Raw genomic sequence first — 16,976 nt, forward strand, 5'->3', positions numbered from 1 at the left:
TAAAAAAGAAAATATATGTTACAAAGTTGGTTTAAAATATTTTTTAGAAATAGTAAGAAAAATTGGTTAAATGCACTAATTAATATTAGTGGATTAACATTGGGTTTGGCAGGTTTGTTAATTATTTTATTATATCTAAATGAAGAAAAAAGTTACAATCAATGGAACCCTAATAAAGACGATGTTTATCGAGTAAACCTTAAACAACCAAAGTCTGGCGAAGTTTGGTTTACGGTAAATACAGGAATGTATTTAACGTATCCAAAAGAAATACCAGAAGTAACAGAGGCTTTAATGGTAAAACCTTTTTACAGAAGTAGGGTAGTACAATATAACGATGTTTTCGAATTTAACGATAAAACCATACTAACAGACCCACAGTTTTTCGATTTTTTTCCTTTTAAAATTGTAGAAGGTTCCACTCAAAAGTTTTCGCAAGTTAGAACCAATATTGCACTATCTACAGCATACGCAAAACGCATTTTTAAAGGAGAAAAAGCGGTAGGCAATTCAGTAAAAATAGATGATGCAAATTATATAGTTGCTTGTGTTTACGAACTGCCAAAAAATTCTCATCAAGAACCAGATTTATTAATTCAGTTTAGCAAAGATTTTGAAGTAAATTGGGGAAACCATAATAATGAGTTGTTCTGCAGAATTACTAAAGATGCTAATCTTGAGTTTGTAAAAGAAAAAATGGATGAGATTATTTTAAAAGTTCATAAAAAATTTGCTTTAGAAGAAGGAGTTACCTTAGAAGAATTTAACGAAAAATACCACCCTCCAACTGTACTTTTAGACAAATTAGATACTATGTATTTACATAATACAGCCAAAAGAGCTGGACCAAGTGGAACAGGAAACTATCAATTGCTAATGGTTTTATTAGGTTTGTCTATCTTATTAATTGTTATTTCTTGCGTAAACTTTATTAATTTATCTGTGGCTTCTGCGAGTCAGCGCGCAAAAGAAGTTGGGGTTAAAAAAACACTGGGCTTATCAAAAAAGCAGTTGTTGTTTCAATATATATTTGAAATTGTTTTTCAAGGATTAATTTCTTTTGTTATTGCTCTTGTAATTGTAGAATTAGCCTTGCCCTTTTTCAATCAGTTTGTTGGCAAAGAAATTTCAATTTTACATACAAATTCTTTGATAACTTTATTTGTAGCTTCAATTTTAATATCGCTTTTTGTAGGTAGTATTCCTGCTTTATATTTATCGAACTTTAAAGCTATTGAAGTTTTAAAAGGAAGTTTTTCTAAAAGTAAAAAAGGAAATTTGGCAAGAAATTTTATGTTAGGGCTTCAATTTTTAATCTCTGGTTTTTTTATTATTAGTATGTTAATTATTGGAAATCAAATTAACTATATGATGCAAAAAGATTTAGGTTTCGATAAAGAACAGGTTTTAACTGTCGATGTTTACAATATTAAAAACGAATATAAAAAATACAAACTCACAAAAGAAGTTTTAATAAAAAACCAAAACATTACAGGAGTAACATCAAGTATGTTTGTTCCTGGTGATGGTTTTGTAAACGGAACGTCTTTAATTCATAAAATTAACGATAAAAGGTTTAACTCTGCTTCTAATATTGTTGATTATAATTATATAGATTTTGCTAAAATTAAGCTTTTAAAAGGAAGGAATTTTTCAGAGAAATTTGCTTCAGATACTTTAAAAATAATTATTAACGAAACTGCCGCAAAAGATTTAGGAATTTATAATAAACCTTTAGGTGAAAAATTAAATTTAGGTTGGTTAGATGATAATCAACCTGGTTTTGAGGTTATTGGAATGATTCAAGATTATCATTTCGACGGATTTGATACTGAAATAAAACCAATGTTTATGGTACTTTGGACTGCTATTGATTTTCCTGATGGATGGATGCCAGCCATTCAATTTAAAATAAAAGGAAATCATATTGATAAAACCATTGCAGAAATAGAAACTTTTTGGAAACAAAATGTAGATGCGAAATATCCTTTTTCTTATAAATTTTTAGACCAAAATTTTGCAAAAACGTATGAGAAATATCAAAAACAACAAACCATGTTTCTTATATTATCGATACTTGTAATTTTAATTTCTCTTTTAGGTTTATTCGCATTGGCAACACTAACCATTCAGCAGCGTTTAAAAGAAGTTGCGATTCGAAAAACATTGGGTGCTTCTGTAAAAGAAATTATGTTTCAGTTATTAAAAAACTTTTTAAAAGTGGTGGTTATTTCTTCAATCATCTTAATACCTATTGCGTATTATTTTATGGAAAACTGGCTGCAAAACTTTGTTTATAGAGTAGAAATGCCCATACTACCTTATGTATTTACTCCAATAATTTTAATTGTTTTGGTTTTTGTAGTTGTTGGTTTAAAGGCTTACAACTCAACAAAAATCGATTTAATTAAATATTTAAAGTTCGAATAAACAAAGTTTTAAAAACAAAAGAGGCTGTCGTAAAAGTAAATTTAAATGTCATTTTAAGCATTACTAAAATCAAAATATATTTTGATTGAAAGTAGCTAACGAAGTTATCGAAAAATCTAAAATACTAAAAATTCAATAAATTAGATTTCTCCATTACCGTCGAAATGACAAATTTTAATACTTTCGAGACAGCCTCTTTATATTTAATTACAATTTCTTTTTCATTCAATTTTACTATTAAAAATAGTGCGTTAGAGTATTGCAACAAATACGAACTTAAGCAAATATAAAATGAATTTTTGTAGGTTTCTTGTAAATAATCGTAATCGCTATTTTTTTAAGGCTTCTTTTACAATTAAATAATCTTTTTTAAAGTATTTCTTAAAAATTTTGTTTGTAAAAAGCTTAAAATCTTTAGAAAAGTGAGATTCATCGTAATAATTATACATATAAATAAGGTCTTTTAAATTTATTTGTTCTTTCTCGTATTTTTTCATCAAACTTAAAAAACGTCGCAACCTTATGTACTTCCCTGGAGTTAAACCTACCATTTTTTTAAATTGAGTTTCTAACGTTTTTTGGCAAAAAGGAACCGTTTCCATAATTTCTAATACAGAAAGTAAGCCTTCTTTTTTATGAATTTCTTCGATTACACCATCAATAATTATAGTGTCTTTATTTTCTGTAAGTGGTAATAAGTTTAAAAAATTGGCCAACTCTTTAAATAGTTGTTCAGAATTATTTTTGTATTTAATAAATAAACCTTCTAATTTTTTAGAGAGAATTGGTTTTACGGAATAAAAATCGACATAATTATTTGTAAATTGAGAAATATCTAAGTTGATTAATTTGTATAAAGTTGTAGGTTTAAAACTAATACCACAACAAAAACCAGGAGAATCGATACACATTTCATAAGATTTATAAAACTGACCAACTAAAGTAAGCTTCTTAAAATCTCGACGCTTTTTATTTTGATAAAAATATTGATTGCTAGAATACGGAAACGCCAAACTCGAAAACCCCATTGGAATGATGATAGATTTTAAAGGAACAATTTTTTCTGAATAAGAAATATTATAAAATTCTTCTACTAAGTGAGAGGCATTACCGGTTATATAATATTTTAACTTCATAGACTAAAAATATAGAAAGTTAAGTTAATGAAAAAAATACATAAACGTAACTTTCTAATATTTTTTATTTTTTATTCTCAATCCAATTTCTAGCATTTACAAAAGCTTCTAACCAAGGCGAAACTTCGTCTTTTCTTCCTGCAGGATAATTTGCCCAATTCCATTGGAAAATAGAACGCTCTATATGTGGCATGGTTACTAAATGGCGCCCTGTTTTATCGCACATCATAGCTGTGTTAAAATCTGAACCATTTGGGTTGTTTGGGTAACCTTCATAGCCATATTTTGCAACAATATTATAGTTTTCTTCGGCTTCTGGCAAACTAAATTTTCCTTCTCCGTGAGAAATCCAAACCCCTAATTTTGTTCCAGCTAAACTTGATAGCATTACAGAATTATTCTCTTGTATTTTTACTGATGTGAAAGAACTTTCGTGCTTTTTAGAATCGTTATACGTCATTTTTCCATGCACTTTATGCTCTGGATTAATGAGTTCTAGTTCCATCCATAATTGGCAACCGTTACAAATTCCAACAGACAAGGTATCTTCTCTTTTAAAGAAGTTTTTTAATGCTTTATTGGCTTTTTCGTTGTATAAAAATGCACCTGCCCAACCTTTTGCAGAACCCAAAACATCCGAATTGGAAAAACCACCAACAGCACCAATAAACTGAATGTCTTCTAACGTTTCACGACCAGAAATTAAATCGGTCATGTGTACATCTTTTACATCGAAACCAGCTAAATACATGGCATTTGCCATTTCACGCTCAGAGTTGGAACCTTTTTCTCTTATGATGGCAGCTTTCGGTCTGTCATTTCGACCTTGTGGAGAAATCTTTTCTACTTTGAGATTCTTCGACTTCGTTTCTCTTCGCTCTGAATGACAAGAATTTATAACATCTTCTAATTTTCCTGTAAAATTCTTTGGAAAAGTATATTGTAAAGGTTGTTTTTTGTAGTTATCAAAACGATCTTTTGCCAATCCGTTTGCAGTTTGTTTATCATCTAATAAATAAGATGTCCTATACCAAACATCTCTTAGTTCTGCAACATCAAAAGTAAAAGTATCTTCGTTGTTTTTAATGGTTACTTTTCCAGAGTTGTTTGCTGTTCCAATATTAAAAGCTGCAATTCCTTTTTCTTCTAAAATAGCTTCCACAGAGGCATGTGCTTGAAAAACGATTCCTGTATTTTCAGCAAATAATAACTTTATGGAGTCTTCTTCATTTAATTCAGAAAGATTAAAATCGGCACCTAAATTAACATCAGCAAAACACATTTCTAATAATGTGGTAATCAATCCACCAGAAGCAATATCATGTCCTGCAACAATTTTATCGTCTTTTATTAATTTTTGAATCGTATTAAAAACAGTTTTTACATAGCTTGGGTTGGTAACATCTGGTGCTTCATTTCCAATCGCATTTAAAATCTGGTTAAAAGAACTTCCGCCCAATTTATATTCGTCTTGCGAAATGTTGATGTAATAGATGTTTCCACCATCCACTTGTAAAACAGGCTCTACAACTTTGGTAATTTCGCTACAATTTGCAGCAGCAGAAATAATGACGGTTCCTGGAGAAATTACTTCGCCATCTGGGTATTTTTGCTTCATAGAAAGCGAATCTTTTCCTGTTGGCACATTAATTCCTAAATCAATAGAAAACTCTGAAACCGCTTTTACAGCTTTGTACAAACGTGCATCTTCTCCTTCATTTTTACAAGGCCACATCCAGTTTGCAGATAAAGAAACACTTTTTAAATTATCTTTTAATGGTGCCCAAATCATATTGGTTAAGGCTTCTGTAATGGAGTTTCTGCTTCCAGCTTCTGGCTGAATTAAACCAGAAATAGGCGAGTGCCCAATTGTGGTGGCAATGCCTTCTTTTCCATGATAATCTAAAGCCATTACACCCACATTATTCAATGGAATTTGTAAAGGTCCTACACATTGTTGTTTGGCAACTTTACCTCCCACACATCTATCGACTTTATTTGTTAACCAATCTTTACAAGCCACGGCTTCTAACTGTAAAACTTGTTTTAGATAGATTTCTAAATTCTTTGTTTTGTAACGTGGATTTTTATAATTTCTGATGACAGTTTTATCTGTCAAAATTGTTTTTGGAGAAGAACCAAACATGTCTTCTAATGCCAAATCCATAGGTTTTTCTCCTGTAGTTTTAGACTCGAAAGTAAACCTGTCATTTCCTGTAACATCGCCTACAGTGTACATTGGCGAACGTTCGCGCGCTGCAATTTTTTGTAGCGTATCTATATGTTTATCGGCAATAACCAATCCCATTCTTTCTTGAGATTCGTTACCAATAATTTCTTTGGCAGACAAGGTTGGGTCTCCAACAGGTAATTTGTCTAAATCGATTTTTCCTCCTGTGTCTTCTACCAATTCCGACAAGCAATTTAAATGGCCTCCAGCTCCATGATCGTGAATAGAAACAATAAAGTTTTCATCACTTTCTACCATGCCACGAACTGCGTTTGCAGCACGTTTTTGCATTTCTGGGTTTGATCTTTGCACTGCATTTAATTCAATTCCTGATGCAAATTCTCCAGTATCTGCAGAAGAAACTGCAGCACCACCCATTCCAATTCTGTAGTTTTCTCCACCTAGAATTACAATTTTATCGCCTTCTTTTGGAGTGTCTTTTAAAGCTTGGTCTGCTTTTCCGTAACCAATTCCACCAGCTTGCATTATTACCTTATCAAATCCTAATTTTCTTGGGTTAGTATCACTTGAAGATGAATTTTCTTCGTGTTCAAACGTTAATACAGAACCTGTAATTAAAGGTTGCCCGAATTTATTACCAAAATCGGATGCTCCATTAGAGGCTTTAATTAAAATATCCATTGGAGTTTGGTACAACCAATCTCTTTCTTTGAATTTGTGTTCCCAATACCTGTCTTCTTCTAATCTCGAATAAGAAGTCATATACACGGCTGTTCCTGCCAAAGGTAATGAGCCTTTTCCGCCAGCCAATCTGTCTCTGATTTCTCCTCCAGAACCAGTTGCAGCTCCGTTAAAAGGCTCTACAGTTGTAGGGAAATTGTGTGTTTCTGCTTTTAATGAAATTACAGAATCGAATTCTTTTGTCTCGTAAAAATCTGGTTTGTCTGCCGTTTTTGGTGCAAATTGCTCCACTTTTGGTCCTTTTATAAAGGCAACATTGTCTTTATAAGCAGAAACAATATCATTCGAATTTTTTTTGGAAGTTTCCTTAATCATTTTAAATAGCGAAGTAGGTTGCTCTTCGCCATCTATTACAAAAGTTCCGTTAAATATTTTATGTCTGCAGTGTTCTGAATTTACTTGGCTAAAACCAAATACTTCAGAATCTGTTAATTTTCTTCCTATTTTTGTGGCAACACCTTCTAAATATTCAACTTCTTCGTCACTTAAAGACAAACCTTCTTGCTGATTGTATGCAGCAATATCATCAATATTTAAAATGGCTTCTGGTTGAATGTCGATGGTAAATGAATCTTGGTGTAAACCCTTAAATTTTTCGGAAATCATGGGATCGAAATCCGTAAAATCTTCTGTAACAGCTATAAATTCTTCAATTCTAATGATGTCTGAAATTCCCATATTTTGAGTAATTTCTACCGCGTTTGTACTCCAAGGGGTAATCATAGCTGCTCTTGGACCAACAAAAAAAGCATCTAAATTGGTTTCTTCTATTTTTGGTTGATTGCCAAAAAGCCACGTTAATTTATCGATTGTTTTTTTAGGGATATTTTTTGTGGTTTGTACAGCGAATACTTTACTGTTTGTATTTCCAAAGAAATGAATCATTATTTTAGTTTTGATGTAACATTGTAAGGCACAAATTTAATTCTTTGAATTGAATTTAAAGCATAAAAAAACTCGCAAATATTGCGAGTTTTTTAAGAAGGTTATTAACAAAGCTATTGAATTATAATTTTTCTTGAAATACGGTTTGTATTACTTTTTATTTTTAAAATATAAAAACCATTTTGTAAGTCTTTAATTCTTATTTTTTGATTTACTGTTTTTGGGTTGTTAGATTGGTAAATGGTAGCACCAATTACGTTGTATAAAACAATACGATTTATTTTTAAGTTGCTAGGAATGGTAATTGTTATGCTATTGCTTGTACTTGGGTTTGGATAAATAGAAATGTCTTCTAACAAAGGTTCTTGTGATACAGACAATACAGCACCCCAAATAGCGCTTACATATTCAGGATGATCAACAAAAGGGTTTCTATTTTTTTGATGTTTAAAAATTTCATCATTTCTATCCAATTCTTTTTGACTTACAGGGTCTTCTAAATGCCAGCGATACAACATGTCTAAAGCCCACTGCTCAAAAACTTTATCACTAGTTCCATTAAGCATATTGTCAGCTCCATTGTTATTATTTTCCCAGCTGCTGATTTCATCTTGATAACGAACTGAAACATAAAATAAAGCTCTAGCAATATCTCCCTTAAATTCATTTATAGGTTCAAAAACTTTATCATTTGGCCCAGCAATACTACTTGTACCTCTTTTAGAGCCATTATTAGAAGTGTAATCTGCAGTTAAAACTTCACCAAAAGCATAATTGCTTCTTATTCCGTTTACTTTTTTATCTGATGGAAAAACATGATGCGCATCTCCTCTTAAGGGATGTGAGTTGCTGCCTCCATACCAGCTTTGTGCAAAAGTGTGCTCTCTATTATATTTATCGCATTCTGTTGCACCTCCAGAACCTCTATCTTGGTCTGTTGAAAACGTAAAGTTACAATCGCTATAAATATCCCAAACTTTTCCGTCACTTCTTACGTCTGATGTTTCGTATAAATCCCATAAATCGCCATAAGTTACACTTATATCGTGAAAAGCTTGTCCATTTCCGTCATTTATATGGTCTATAATATTTTTTAATTGTGTTTTTAAAGCATAACCACTTGCTGTTGCGCTGCTATAATAGCCGTCTGGAATTTGTGAAAACCCAATAGAAACCGTTAAAAAAGCAATTAAAAAAAGTAGTTTTTGTTTCATTATTTTTTGATGAATTTAGAACTATAAATAGTGTTATTTATATTGAATTTTATAAAATATACTCCATTACTTAGAGTAGAAACATCTATCTTATTTTCAGTTTTTTTTACAGTGATTATTTTTTACCTAAATAATTAAATATTGTCATGTTTTTAATGTTAATATTATTTTTATTTTCCATAAATAAAGTTGAATCAGCTGGATTAGGATATAAATAAATTCCATTTTCTAAAAACGATGCTACATTTAAAATTGCACTATGTGTTCCAATGCCATCTACAGTATCTTTTGGTAAAATATCCCATTCGTTATCAAGATCAAAAGCAGTATTTGGTTGTACCACTCCATTTTTTCTTCGTAACGTTTTATCTTTTCCAAAATTTCCACCTCCACTATTATAGGTTCCAACAATATCTATTAAAACATCGTTTTTAAATAACCCTATAGGATCATCACCATTAAAGTTTATTGGTGCACCAAAATTTGTTTCACTTGCATTTGGTTGAATAAAATCTGCTTTAGAAATTAAAAAGTCTCCTGCTATGGCTACATTAGGGTCACTTGAAGAAGAGCTAAATTCTGCACCACCATTTACAATAACATACACCATTTTAGATTTTATAATGCCAGAAAGTTTTAGTTCGTTTTCCCAATCATCTCTTGCGTCTTTACCTCCATTTTTTTGTCTTTTTAAACTATATGCACTCAAATCGATATCATTTGAAGTTACGTTTACTATTTCCACAGCCTTATTATTAGAAGAACCTTCTACATATTCAGAGAAAAATAATTCATTGGCAGTAGTTGTAGAACCATCTGTAGTCGTTGCATTTACAGCTGTACTTAAAGGAGATGTATTGTTTACAGCATCTTTTGCTGAAATTTGTACAGCATAAGTTGTAGAAACAGAAAGATTTGTAACAGTATATGTTAGTTCTTGTGTTGAAGCTAAAAAACTTCCATCTATAAAAACGTTATAACTTGTAACTGCTGTATTGTCTGTAGCAGCATTCCAAGAAGCTACAAAAGAAGTACCAGATTGATTGCTTATAACAATGTTTGTAGGTGTAGATGGTGCTTCTGTATCTTCTAAAGTTGTGATGTTTATTGCTGCACTTTGAGCAGAGGTATTATTGGCAATATCTTTTGCTAACACCGTAAAAGAATAGTTTGTATTAGAGTTTAAGTTATTAATAGTTGTGGAAGTTTCAGTTGTGTTTTTAGATAAAATACCATTAACAAAGATATCATAGCTAGTAGTTTTTATATTATCTGTTGAGGCTGTCCAAGAAACATCAACAGAAAAAGTGGTAATATTAGAAGCCGTTAAGTTGTTAGGTGTAGATGGCGCTTCAGTATCTGAACTGGTGTAAATTCCCCAAGTGTCTTCTGCTTTTGGGCCTCCCCAAATTCTGGTAGCTAAAATAGGATTGTCTATAAACGGGTTTCTGTTTCCTTGCGCATACAGGTTTGCAGTGTTTTCATGATAGGTATTTCTTGCTTTTTCAAAATCGGAAACTGGATCTTCTACATTCCATTTTAAAAATAAATCGATCATATCATCTGGAGTAGAAGAGGAGCTACCTAAACCAACATTTGTAGGTAAACATCTGTTACCATAACGCAAATACATATACATAATCATTCTTGCAACATCTCCTTTCCATTCGTCTCCTGGAAACCAACCGAATGAATTTGTACCATCTATTGGATCTATATAAGATTCTGTAGTGGCTCCAGAACTAGCACCAGAACCATCAGAAAAAAATCGGTTTCCTCTAGATGAATTTCTTTGAACGTCTGAAGGTCTTAAATGATGGGCATCTGAACCAGGACCAGCTTCTCCAAGATTTGGAGTTCCTAAAGAACGAGAAAAAATATGCTCTCTATTCCAATCTCCAGAACTTCCGCTAAAATCATTAATACCTCGAGTTCTGTTGTTTGTAATATCTGTATCTGTTCCGTTTTCCCAACCATAAACTAACAAAACCTCTTGAGGATTTGTTGGATTTACATCTGTTGCTTGTGAAGCATTCCAGATTTGATCATAAAATAAAAATTGAGTGTGTGTAGCAATAATTTTAGTGGCTAGCTCTTCTTTTAGAGTAACACCAGTTAGGTTTAAATTTACATCTGAATAATAACTTTCTTGAGAGAAAATTAAGGAAGTAAAAAATAGAAATGCAAAAAAAGGAATGACTTTACGAATCATAGGTTAAATGAATAAATTAAAAATATAATATTTCCTTTTCAACAATAAAACGTTATAGCTAGCAATGTTATAAAATTATTTTCTTTCTAAAAGCGCCATGTAAAATCCATCGAAACAAGAGATATGTGCCAACACTTTTTTGTCGGAAATAAAGGTAAACTTTTTTCCAGCTTCCGATGTTAAGAAATTATGAACTTGGTCTTGATTTTCTGACGGTAATATAGAGCAGGTTGCATATACCATTTTTCCTCCAGGTTTTACCATTTTAGAATATTGTTGCAAAACTTCTTGCTGTACTTTTTTAATATTATCTATAAATTCTGGTTGTAATTTCCATTTAGAATCTGGGTTTCTGCGAATAACCCCTAAACCAGAACAGGGTGCGTCTATTAAGACCCTATCTGCTTTTTCATGTAATTTTTTTATGGGTTTGGTAGAATCAATTACACGCATTACAATGTTATGTGCTTTATTTCTTTTGGCTCTTACCTTTAGTTTACGAAGTTTGCTTTCGTAAATATCCATGGCAATAATTTGCCCTTTATTTTCCATTAATGCAGCTAAATGCAATGTTTTGCCACCAGCTCCAGCACAGGTATCTACCACTTTCATGCCCGGTTTTACATCTAAGTACGCTGCCACTAATTGAGAGGAAGCATCTTGTACTTCGAAAAAACCATTATGAAAAGCTTCCGTTTTAAATACGTTGGCTCTTTCTGGAAGTAATAAAGCATCTGGATGATTGGGTACAAATTCGGTATCTATATTTTCAGATTTTAACTTCTTTTGAAGTGCTTGTTTCGTGATATTTAAAGTATTGGTTCTTAAAATTACCTTTGCTTGTTCGTTTAAAGCAGCAATTTCTTTTGTCCAAATTTCTTCTCCTAATTCGGCAACACAAAGTTCGTCCATCCAATCTGGAATAGATTCTCTATATTTTCTTATTTTAGATAATTCAGCAAAACGTCCTTTAATTCTTCTTTCTGGAACATCGCCAATTTGATTCCAATCTGGCAAGGCAATGCCTCTTAAAATACACCAAACAGAAAATAATCTCCAAATATTATCTCTATCATAAGGTACTTTTACTTCTGCAATTTCTGCATACAAACGATTCCAACGAACAATGTCGTAAATGGTTTCTGCAACAAATTTACGATCTCTTGCTCCCCAACGTTTGTCTCTTTTTAAGGCTTTTTCTACAGCTTTATCTGCATAAACACCTTCGTTAAATATATCTCTAATACTGTCGATAACAGCAAATGTTAAGTTTCTGTGTAATCTCATTTTTCAATTATAAATCGGGTGCAAAGATACATGAAATAAAAGGTATTTTGTATTTTCGTTTTTACAAACCTGTTAAAGTTGAATTTAAATTATCCAATTACATACATTAAAGGAATTAGCGTACAAAGAGCAGCCCTTTTGCATGCAGAATTGGGTATAAAAACCTGTAACGATTTATTAAATTTCTTTCCTTTTAGATATATAGATAAAACACAGTTTTATGCGATAAAAGATCTGCACCCCAATTCTTCAGAAGTTCAAATTGTTGGTAAAGTTACACGTGTAAAATCTGTTGCTCAAAAAAGAGGAAGTAGGCTAGTGGCAACGTTTCAAGACGCTACTGGAACTATGGAATTGGTTTGGTTTAAAGGACAAAAATGGATTAAAGATTCGCTCAAGATAAACGAGCCTTATGTGGTGTATGGAAAATTAAATCATTACAATGGCAATTTTAGCATTCCACATCCAGAAATGGAATTGGTTACAGAATACAAAAAAAAATTGCAGGCCAAAATGCAACCTGTGTATCCATCTACAGAAAAACTAACAAATTCTGGGGTTTCTAATAAACTAATGCGCAATTATATTCAGAATTTATTGCAACAAGTTTATGATGGCATTCAAGAAAGTTTATCGATAGAGATTATAAATGATTTTAAGTTGATGTCTAAACGTGATGCCTTGCTAAATGTGCATTTTCCTAAAAGTCAAGAAAATTTAGCAAAAGCACAAAACAGACTAAAATTTGAAGAATTGTTTTTTATTCAATTGCAATTATTGCGTAAGAAACTCATCAATAAAACAAAAAACAAAGGATTTGTGTTCGAAAATGTGGGCGAAGTTTTCAATCGATTTTATAAAGAAAAATTACCATTTGAATTAACGAATGCCCAAAAAAGGGTTGTAAAAGAAATACGTAATGATGTTTCTACTGGCGCCCATATGAATCGTCTTTTACAAGGAGATGTGGGTTCAGGAAAAACAATAGTCGCTTTATTAACCATGCTTTTAGCCATTGATAATGGTTTTCAAGCCACCATTATGGCACCAACAGAAATATTGGCAAATCAGCATTTTACAGCAGTTTCCGAACTTTTAATAGGAATGAATATTAAGGTTGATATTTTAACAGGTTCCGTAAAAACAAAAAAACGAAGAGAAATTCATGCGAGTTTAGAAGATGGAAGTTTGCACATTTTAGTAGGAACACATGCCTTACTAGAAGATAAAGTAAAATTTAAAAATTTAGGAATCGCTATTATTGATGAACAACACAGGTTTGGTGTCGCTCAAAGAGCAAAATTGTGGACAAAAAATATATTGCCTCCACACATTTTAGTAATGACAGCCACACCCATTCCAAGAACTTTGGCAATGTCTGTTTATGGCGATTTAGATATTTCTGTAATAGACGAATTGCCACCAGGAAGAAAAGAAGTAAAAACCGTACATCGTTTTGATAGCAATAGATTGTCGGTTTTTAAATTTATGAAAGACGAAATTGCAAAAGGGAGGCAAGTGTATATTGTATATCCTCTTATAGAAGAATCTGAAGCCATGGATTATAAAGATTTAATGGATGGTTATGAGAGTGTTTCTAGAGAATTTCCCTCGCCCAAATATCAAATTAGCATTGTGCATGGAAAAATGAAACCTGCAGACAAAGATTTTGAAATGCAACGCTTTGTAAATGGCGAAACACAAATTATGGTCGCAACTACTGTAATTGAAGTGGGGGTAAATGTACCCAATGCAAGTGTTATGATTATTGAAAGTGCAGAACGTTTTGGACTGTCTCAATTACACCAATTAAGAGGAAGAGTAGGTAGAGGAGCAGACCAAAGTTATTGTATTTTATTATCGAGTTATAAATTATCTGAAGAAGGAAAAACAAGACTAAAAACGATGGTAGAAACCACAGACGGATTTAAAATTGCAGAAGTAGATTTAAAACTACGGGGTCCTGGAAATTTGATGGGCACACAACAAAGTGGAGTTTTAAATTTAAAAATTGCAGATGTGGTAAAAGATTCTAAAATATTAGTAGCTGCCAGAAATACAGCGATTTCAATATTACAAGAAGATGGTAATTTGTCTCAAGAAAAAAACTTACCGATAAAACAAGCCTATATAAAAATGACCAAATCGTCTAAGATTTGGTCTAATATAAGTTAATGGCAATACAATTAATCTTGCCAAGGTTTGTAATTTTTTGCTTTTGGACCTGTTACTTTTCTAATTTTAGTATTTCTAGCCAATACGATTTTAGTATCAGATTTTTTACGTTCCCAAATTTTTAAATTTTTAGCTTCTGGACCTTTTAAATTTACATGTTTAAATGTATTTAATGTAATTACAGTAGATGCTTTTTTATGCTCCCAGTATTTATAATTTTTAGCTTCTGCCCCTAAAACTCTTTTTTTGTTTTGTGCAATTGTTTGAAATCCAATAAAAACTGCTACAATAAATAATAACTTTTTCATATAAGTAATGCTTTAAAATAACCTTGAAACAAAAATAAATAAAATTATTTTTTTATTTGTTAATAATTTCTGAAATTGATAATAAAAAAAGCCTTTAAATGATAAAATGCAATTTTATGCATGATTATTAAAGAATACAATATTTATAGAGCAAAAAGAAGCTGTCTCGAAAGTATTAATATTTATCATTTCGACTATATTTTGTCATTTCTACAGTAATTTTGTCATTTCGACTGTAATGGAGAAATCTTATTTATTGAATTTCAGCATTTTACATTTTTCAATAACTTCGTTAGCTACTTTCAATCAAAATATATTTTGATTTTAGTAATGCTCAAAAATGACAGTTACATTTACTTTTGTGACAGTTTCTTCTATGTTTTAAGAAAAGATATTATTTCGAAGTTTCTTTTACTTCAGCTTTGTCTGCAACAATTCTATTTTCCATATTTGCAACTTCCCAAGCAGTATAGAAAACCAAACGTGTTCTGTTTTCTAACAACTCGTAATTAATTTTATCTGGAGTATCTGTAGGTCTGTGATAATCTGCATGCGTTCCATTAAAATAAAAAATAACGGGCACATTGTTTTTTGCAAAGTTGTAATGGTCTGATCTATAGTAAAATCTATTAGGATCATTTTCATCGTTATATTTATAGTCTAAATTAATATTCGTATATTTTTTATTTACTGCTTCAGAAATGTTGTGTAACTCTGTACTTAACTTATCTGAACCAATTAAATATACATAATTTGGGTCTGCTTTATGCCTATCGTCAATTCTACCAATCATATCTATATTCAAATCACAAACGGTGTTTGCTAATGGAAAAATAGGATCTACATCTGTATAATATTTAGAGCCTAACAAGCCTTTTTCTTCACCAGTTACGTGTAAAAATAAAATAGAACGTTTTGGGCCTTTTCCTGCTTTTTTCGCCAGTTGAAAAGCTTGTGCAATTTCTAAAATGGCTACAGTTCCAGAACCATCATCATCTGCACCATTATAAATTTCTTCTTTTTTAATTCCTTCGTGATCTAAATGTGCAGAAATTACAACAATTTCATCGGGTTTTTCGCTTCCTTTTATAAAAGCAACCACGTTTTCAGAGTCTTTTAATGGAGTTCTTCTGTTGCGCTTGTTTAAAAAATCTGCAGGTACTTCTTGAAAATAATCATCGCCACCTAAAGGAGAAGCAATGCCTTCTGAAACATAGAAATTTTTTAAATATTCTACCGCTTTTTTCTGCCCAGGTTCACCAGTTTCTCTACCTTCAAATTCGTCTGAAGCATAAACAAATAAGTGTTTTCCTAAATCTTTTGCTGTAATGCTTTTTGCATATTTTGCAGCCTGATCTACGTTTGCATCTTCATTAGATGCATTTTTACTAGAACTACAAGCCATAAAAGCGACTGCACTAGCAACATAAAGTATTTTTCTCATCGATTAAAAAAGTATTTTGTTTGTTGTTATAAGTAACCAAATGTAACAAAAGTTACAAGCGTTTCAAAATTAATTTTTGTTGATGACAAACTGTTGTAACGTTTTGTTAAAATTTATGATATTTTTAGGAAACAAATCGTCAAAAGCATTCATTTTTATCAATTCTAAAGAAGTACCAGAGAAAATGGTATTTTCTGTTAATAGAATAATATCGTCTGATAATTGAATTGCCAAATTAACTTCGTGTGTAGAAATTAAGATGGTTTTCGAGGTCTCTGCGACCAATTTCTGTAAAAGTGAAAATATTTTTAGTGTATGGTGCATGTCTAAATGCGCAGTGGGCTCATCTAAAATAATAATTGGGGTGTCTTGTGCCAATGCTCTGGCAATTAAAACGCGTTGCAATTGCCCATCACTTAACTCGTAAAAACGGTTGTTTTTTAAATGTTTTATTTCTGTTTGTTCGATTGCAAGATTTACTTTTTCGATATCTTCTTTAGAGAGTTTATCAATCCAATTCGTGTAGGGTTGTCTGCCAAGTGCAATTAACTCAAAAACAGTTAATTGGCTTTCTGGTAAATGCTCTGTGAGCACCAAACTTAATTTTGTAGAAAGTTCTTTTTCGGTATAATTATTTAAATTTTTATTCTCTAGAATTACATTGCCATCAAGTGGTTTTTGAACCTTAGAAATGGTTCTTAATAAGGTCGATTTTCCAATACCATTTTTACCCAAAACACTAATTAGTTTTCCTTTTTTGATGGATAAATTCACGTCAGAAAAAACAATTTTCGCTTGTTTTTTTTGTTGATAACCAATTGTTAGATTTTCGGTTTTTAGGATGATATTTTTATATGTATGTTCGATTTTTTATAAATTTAGCTTCAGAGTTTCAAATTCGACTTTATATTGTATTATTCACAAACGAGCTCTTTTTTCTTTTTTTTGAAAAC

11 protein-coding genes are annotated in these 16,976 nt (G+C 31.4%); 2 read left to right on the top strand and 9 right to left on the bottom strand.

Going from position 1 to position 16,976, the window contains the following annotated elements; translation table 11 throughout:
- The first annotated feature begins 15 nt into the window (after nucleotides 1-15).
- Nucleotides 16-2,430: an ABC transporter permease gene (locus tag JL193_RS00125; RefSeq protein ID WP_207971917.1), complete on the top strand. Its 2,415-nt coding sequence runs from the start codon at nucleotides 16-18 to the stop codon at nucleotides 2,428-2,430.
- Nucleotides 2,431-2,759: 329 nt separating this feature from the next.
- Here the strand turns inward: JL193_RS00125 and JL193_RS00130 are convergent, their stop codons facing one another.
- The 6 genes from JL193_RS00130 to JL193_RS00155 all read right to left on the bottom strand — a co-directional run bounded on the left by JL193_RS00130 (nucleotide 2,760) and on the right by JL193_RS00155 (nucleotide 12,096).
- Nucleotides 2,760-3,566 (bottom strand): DUF6597 domain-containing transcriptional factor, encoded by an 807-nt coding sequence (locus JL193_RS00130; protein ID WP_207971918.1) that lies wholly within the window; start codon nucleotides 3,564-3,566, stop codon nucleotides 2,760-2,762.
- A 64-nt stretch (nucleotides 3,567-3,630) separates the two neighbouring features.
- Nucleotides 3,631-7,383 (bottom strand): phosphoribosylformylglycinamidine synthase, encoded by a 3,753-nt coding sequence (purL, locus tag JL193_RS00135; RefSeq protein WP_207971919.1) that lies wholly within the window; start codon nucleotides 7,381-7,383, stop codon nucleotides 3,631-3,633.
- 113 nt (nucleotides 7,384-7,496) lie between these two features.
- Nucleotides 7,497-8,597: an endonuclease gene (locus JL193_RS00140; protein ID WP_207971920.1), complete on the bottom strand. Its 1,101-nt coding sequence runs from the start codon at nucleotides 8,595-8,597 to the stop codon at nucleotides 7,497-7,499.
- Nucleotides 8,597-8,716 carry a T9SS type A sorting domain-containing protein gene (locus JL193_RS17415; protein ID WP_207973341.1) on the bottom strand — a complete coding sequence of 40 codons (120 nt, stop codon included), beginning with the start codon at nucleotides 8,714-8,716 and terminating at the stop codon, nucleotides 8,597-8,599. The genes JL193_RS00140 and JL193_RS17415 overlap by 1 nt, the downstream gene beginning before the upstream one ends.
- The gene (locus JL193_RS00150) at nucleotides 8,713-10,809 is read right to left on the bottom strand and encodes an endonuclease (protein ID WP_207971921.1); all 2,097 of its coding nucleotides are present in this window, start codon (nucleotides 10,807-10,809) and stop codon (nucleotides 8,713-8,715) included. Before JL193_RS00150 ends, JL193_RS17415 begins: the two co-directional genes overlap by 4 nt.
- Nucleotides 10,810-10,884: 75 nt before the next feature.
- Nucleotides 10,885-12,096 carry an RsmB/NOP family class I SAM-dependent RNA methyltransferase gene (locus tag JL193_RS00155; RefSeq protein WP_207971922.1) on the bottom strand — a complete coding sequence of 404 codons (1,212 nt, stop codon included), beginning with the start codon at nucleotides 12,094-12,096 and terminating at the stop codon, nucleotides 10,885-10,887.
- 78 nt (nucleotides 12,097-12,174) lie between these two features.
- Here JL193_RS00155 and recG point away from each other — a divergent pair, with 78 nt between their 5' ends.
- Nucleotides 12,175-14,271: an ATP-dependent DNA helicase RecG gene (recG, locus tag JL193_RS00160; protein ID WP_207971923.1), complete on the top strand. Its 2,097-nt coding sequence runs from the start codon at nucleotides 12,175-12,177 to the stop codon at nucleotides 14,269-14,271.
- Between the two features lie 11 nt (nucleotides 14,272-14,282).
- Here the strand turns inward: recG and JL193_RS00165 are convergent, their stop codons facing one another.
- The 3 genes from JL193_RS00165 to JL193_RS00175 form a co-directional block, all read right to left on the bottom strand.
- The gene (locus tag JL193_RS00165; RefSeq protein ID WP_207971924.1) at nucleotides 14,283-14,579 is read right to left on the bottom strand and encodes a hypothetical protein; all 297 of its coding nucleotides are present in this window, start codon (nucleotides 14,577-14,579) and stop codon (nucleotides 14,283-14,285) included.
- 394 nt (nucleotides 14,580-14,973) lie between these two features.
- Nucleotides 14,974-16,023: a M28 family metallopeptidase gene (locus JL193_RS00170; protein WP_207971925.1), complete on the bottom strand. Its 1,050-nt coding sequence runs from the start codon at nucleotides 16,021-16,023 to the stop codon at nucleotides 14,974-14,976.
- A gap of 69 nt (nucleotides 16,024-16,092) precedes the next feature.
- Entirely contained in the window at nucleotides 16,093-16,890 is a 798-nt protein-coding gene (locus JL193_RS00175) for an ABC transporter ATP-binding protein (protein ID WP_207973342.1), read from the bottom strand.
- Between the last annotated feature and the right edge of the window lie 86 nt (nucleotides 16,891-16,976).

Source organism: Polaribacter batillariae (assembly GCF_017498485.1).
In the GTDB taxonomy this organism is placed as follows: Bacteria; Bacteroidota; Bacteroidia; order Flavobacteriales; family Flavobacteriaceae; genus Polaribacter; species Polaribacter batillariae.

Coding starts and splice junctions, on each gene's coding strand:
- JL193_RS00125 (WP_207971917.1), top strand. CDS start 16: ATGTTACAAAGTTGGTTTAAAATATTTTTTAGAAATAGTAAGAAAAAT.
- JL193_RS00140 (WP_207971920.1), bottom strand. CDS start 8,597: ATGAAACAAAAACTACTTTTTTTAATTGCTTTTTTAACGGTTTCTATT.
- JL193_RS00165 (WP_207971924.1), bottom strand. CDS start 14,579: ATGAAAAAGTTATTATTTATTGTAGCAGTTTTTATTGGATTTCAAACA.
- JL193_RS00170 (WP_207971925.1), bottom strand. CDS start 16,023: ATGAGAAAAATACTTTATGTTGCTAGTGCAGTCGCTTTTATGGCTTGT.
- JL193_RS00155 (WP_207971922.1), bottom strand. CDS start 12,096: ATGAGATTACACAGAAACTTAACATTTGCTGTTATCGACAGTATTAGA.
- purL (WP_207971919.1), bottom strand. CDS start 7,383: ATGATTCATTTCTTTGGAAATACAAACAGTAAAGTATTCGCTGTACAA.
- JL193_RS00150 (WP_207971921.1), bottom strand. CDS start 10,809: ATGATTCGTAAAGTCATTCCTTTTTTTGCATTTCTATTTTTTACTTCC.
- JL193_RS00130 (WP_207971918.1), bottom strand. CDS start 3,566: ATGAAGTTAAAATATTATATAACCGGTAATGCCTCTCACTTAGTAGAA.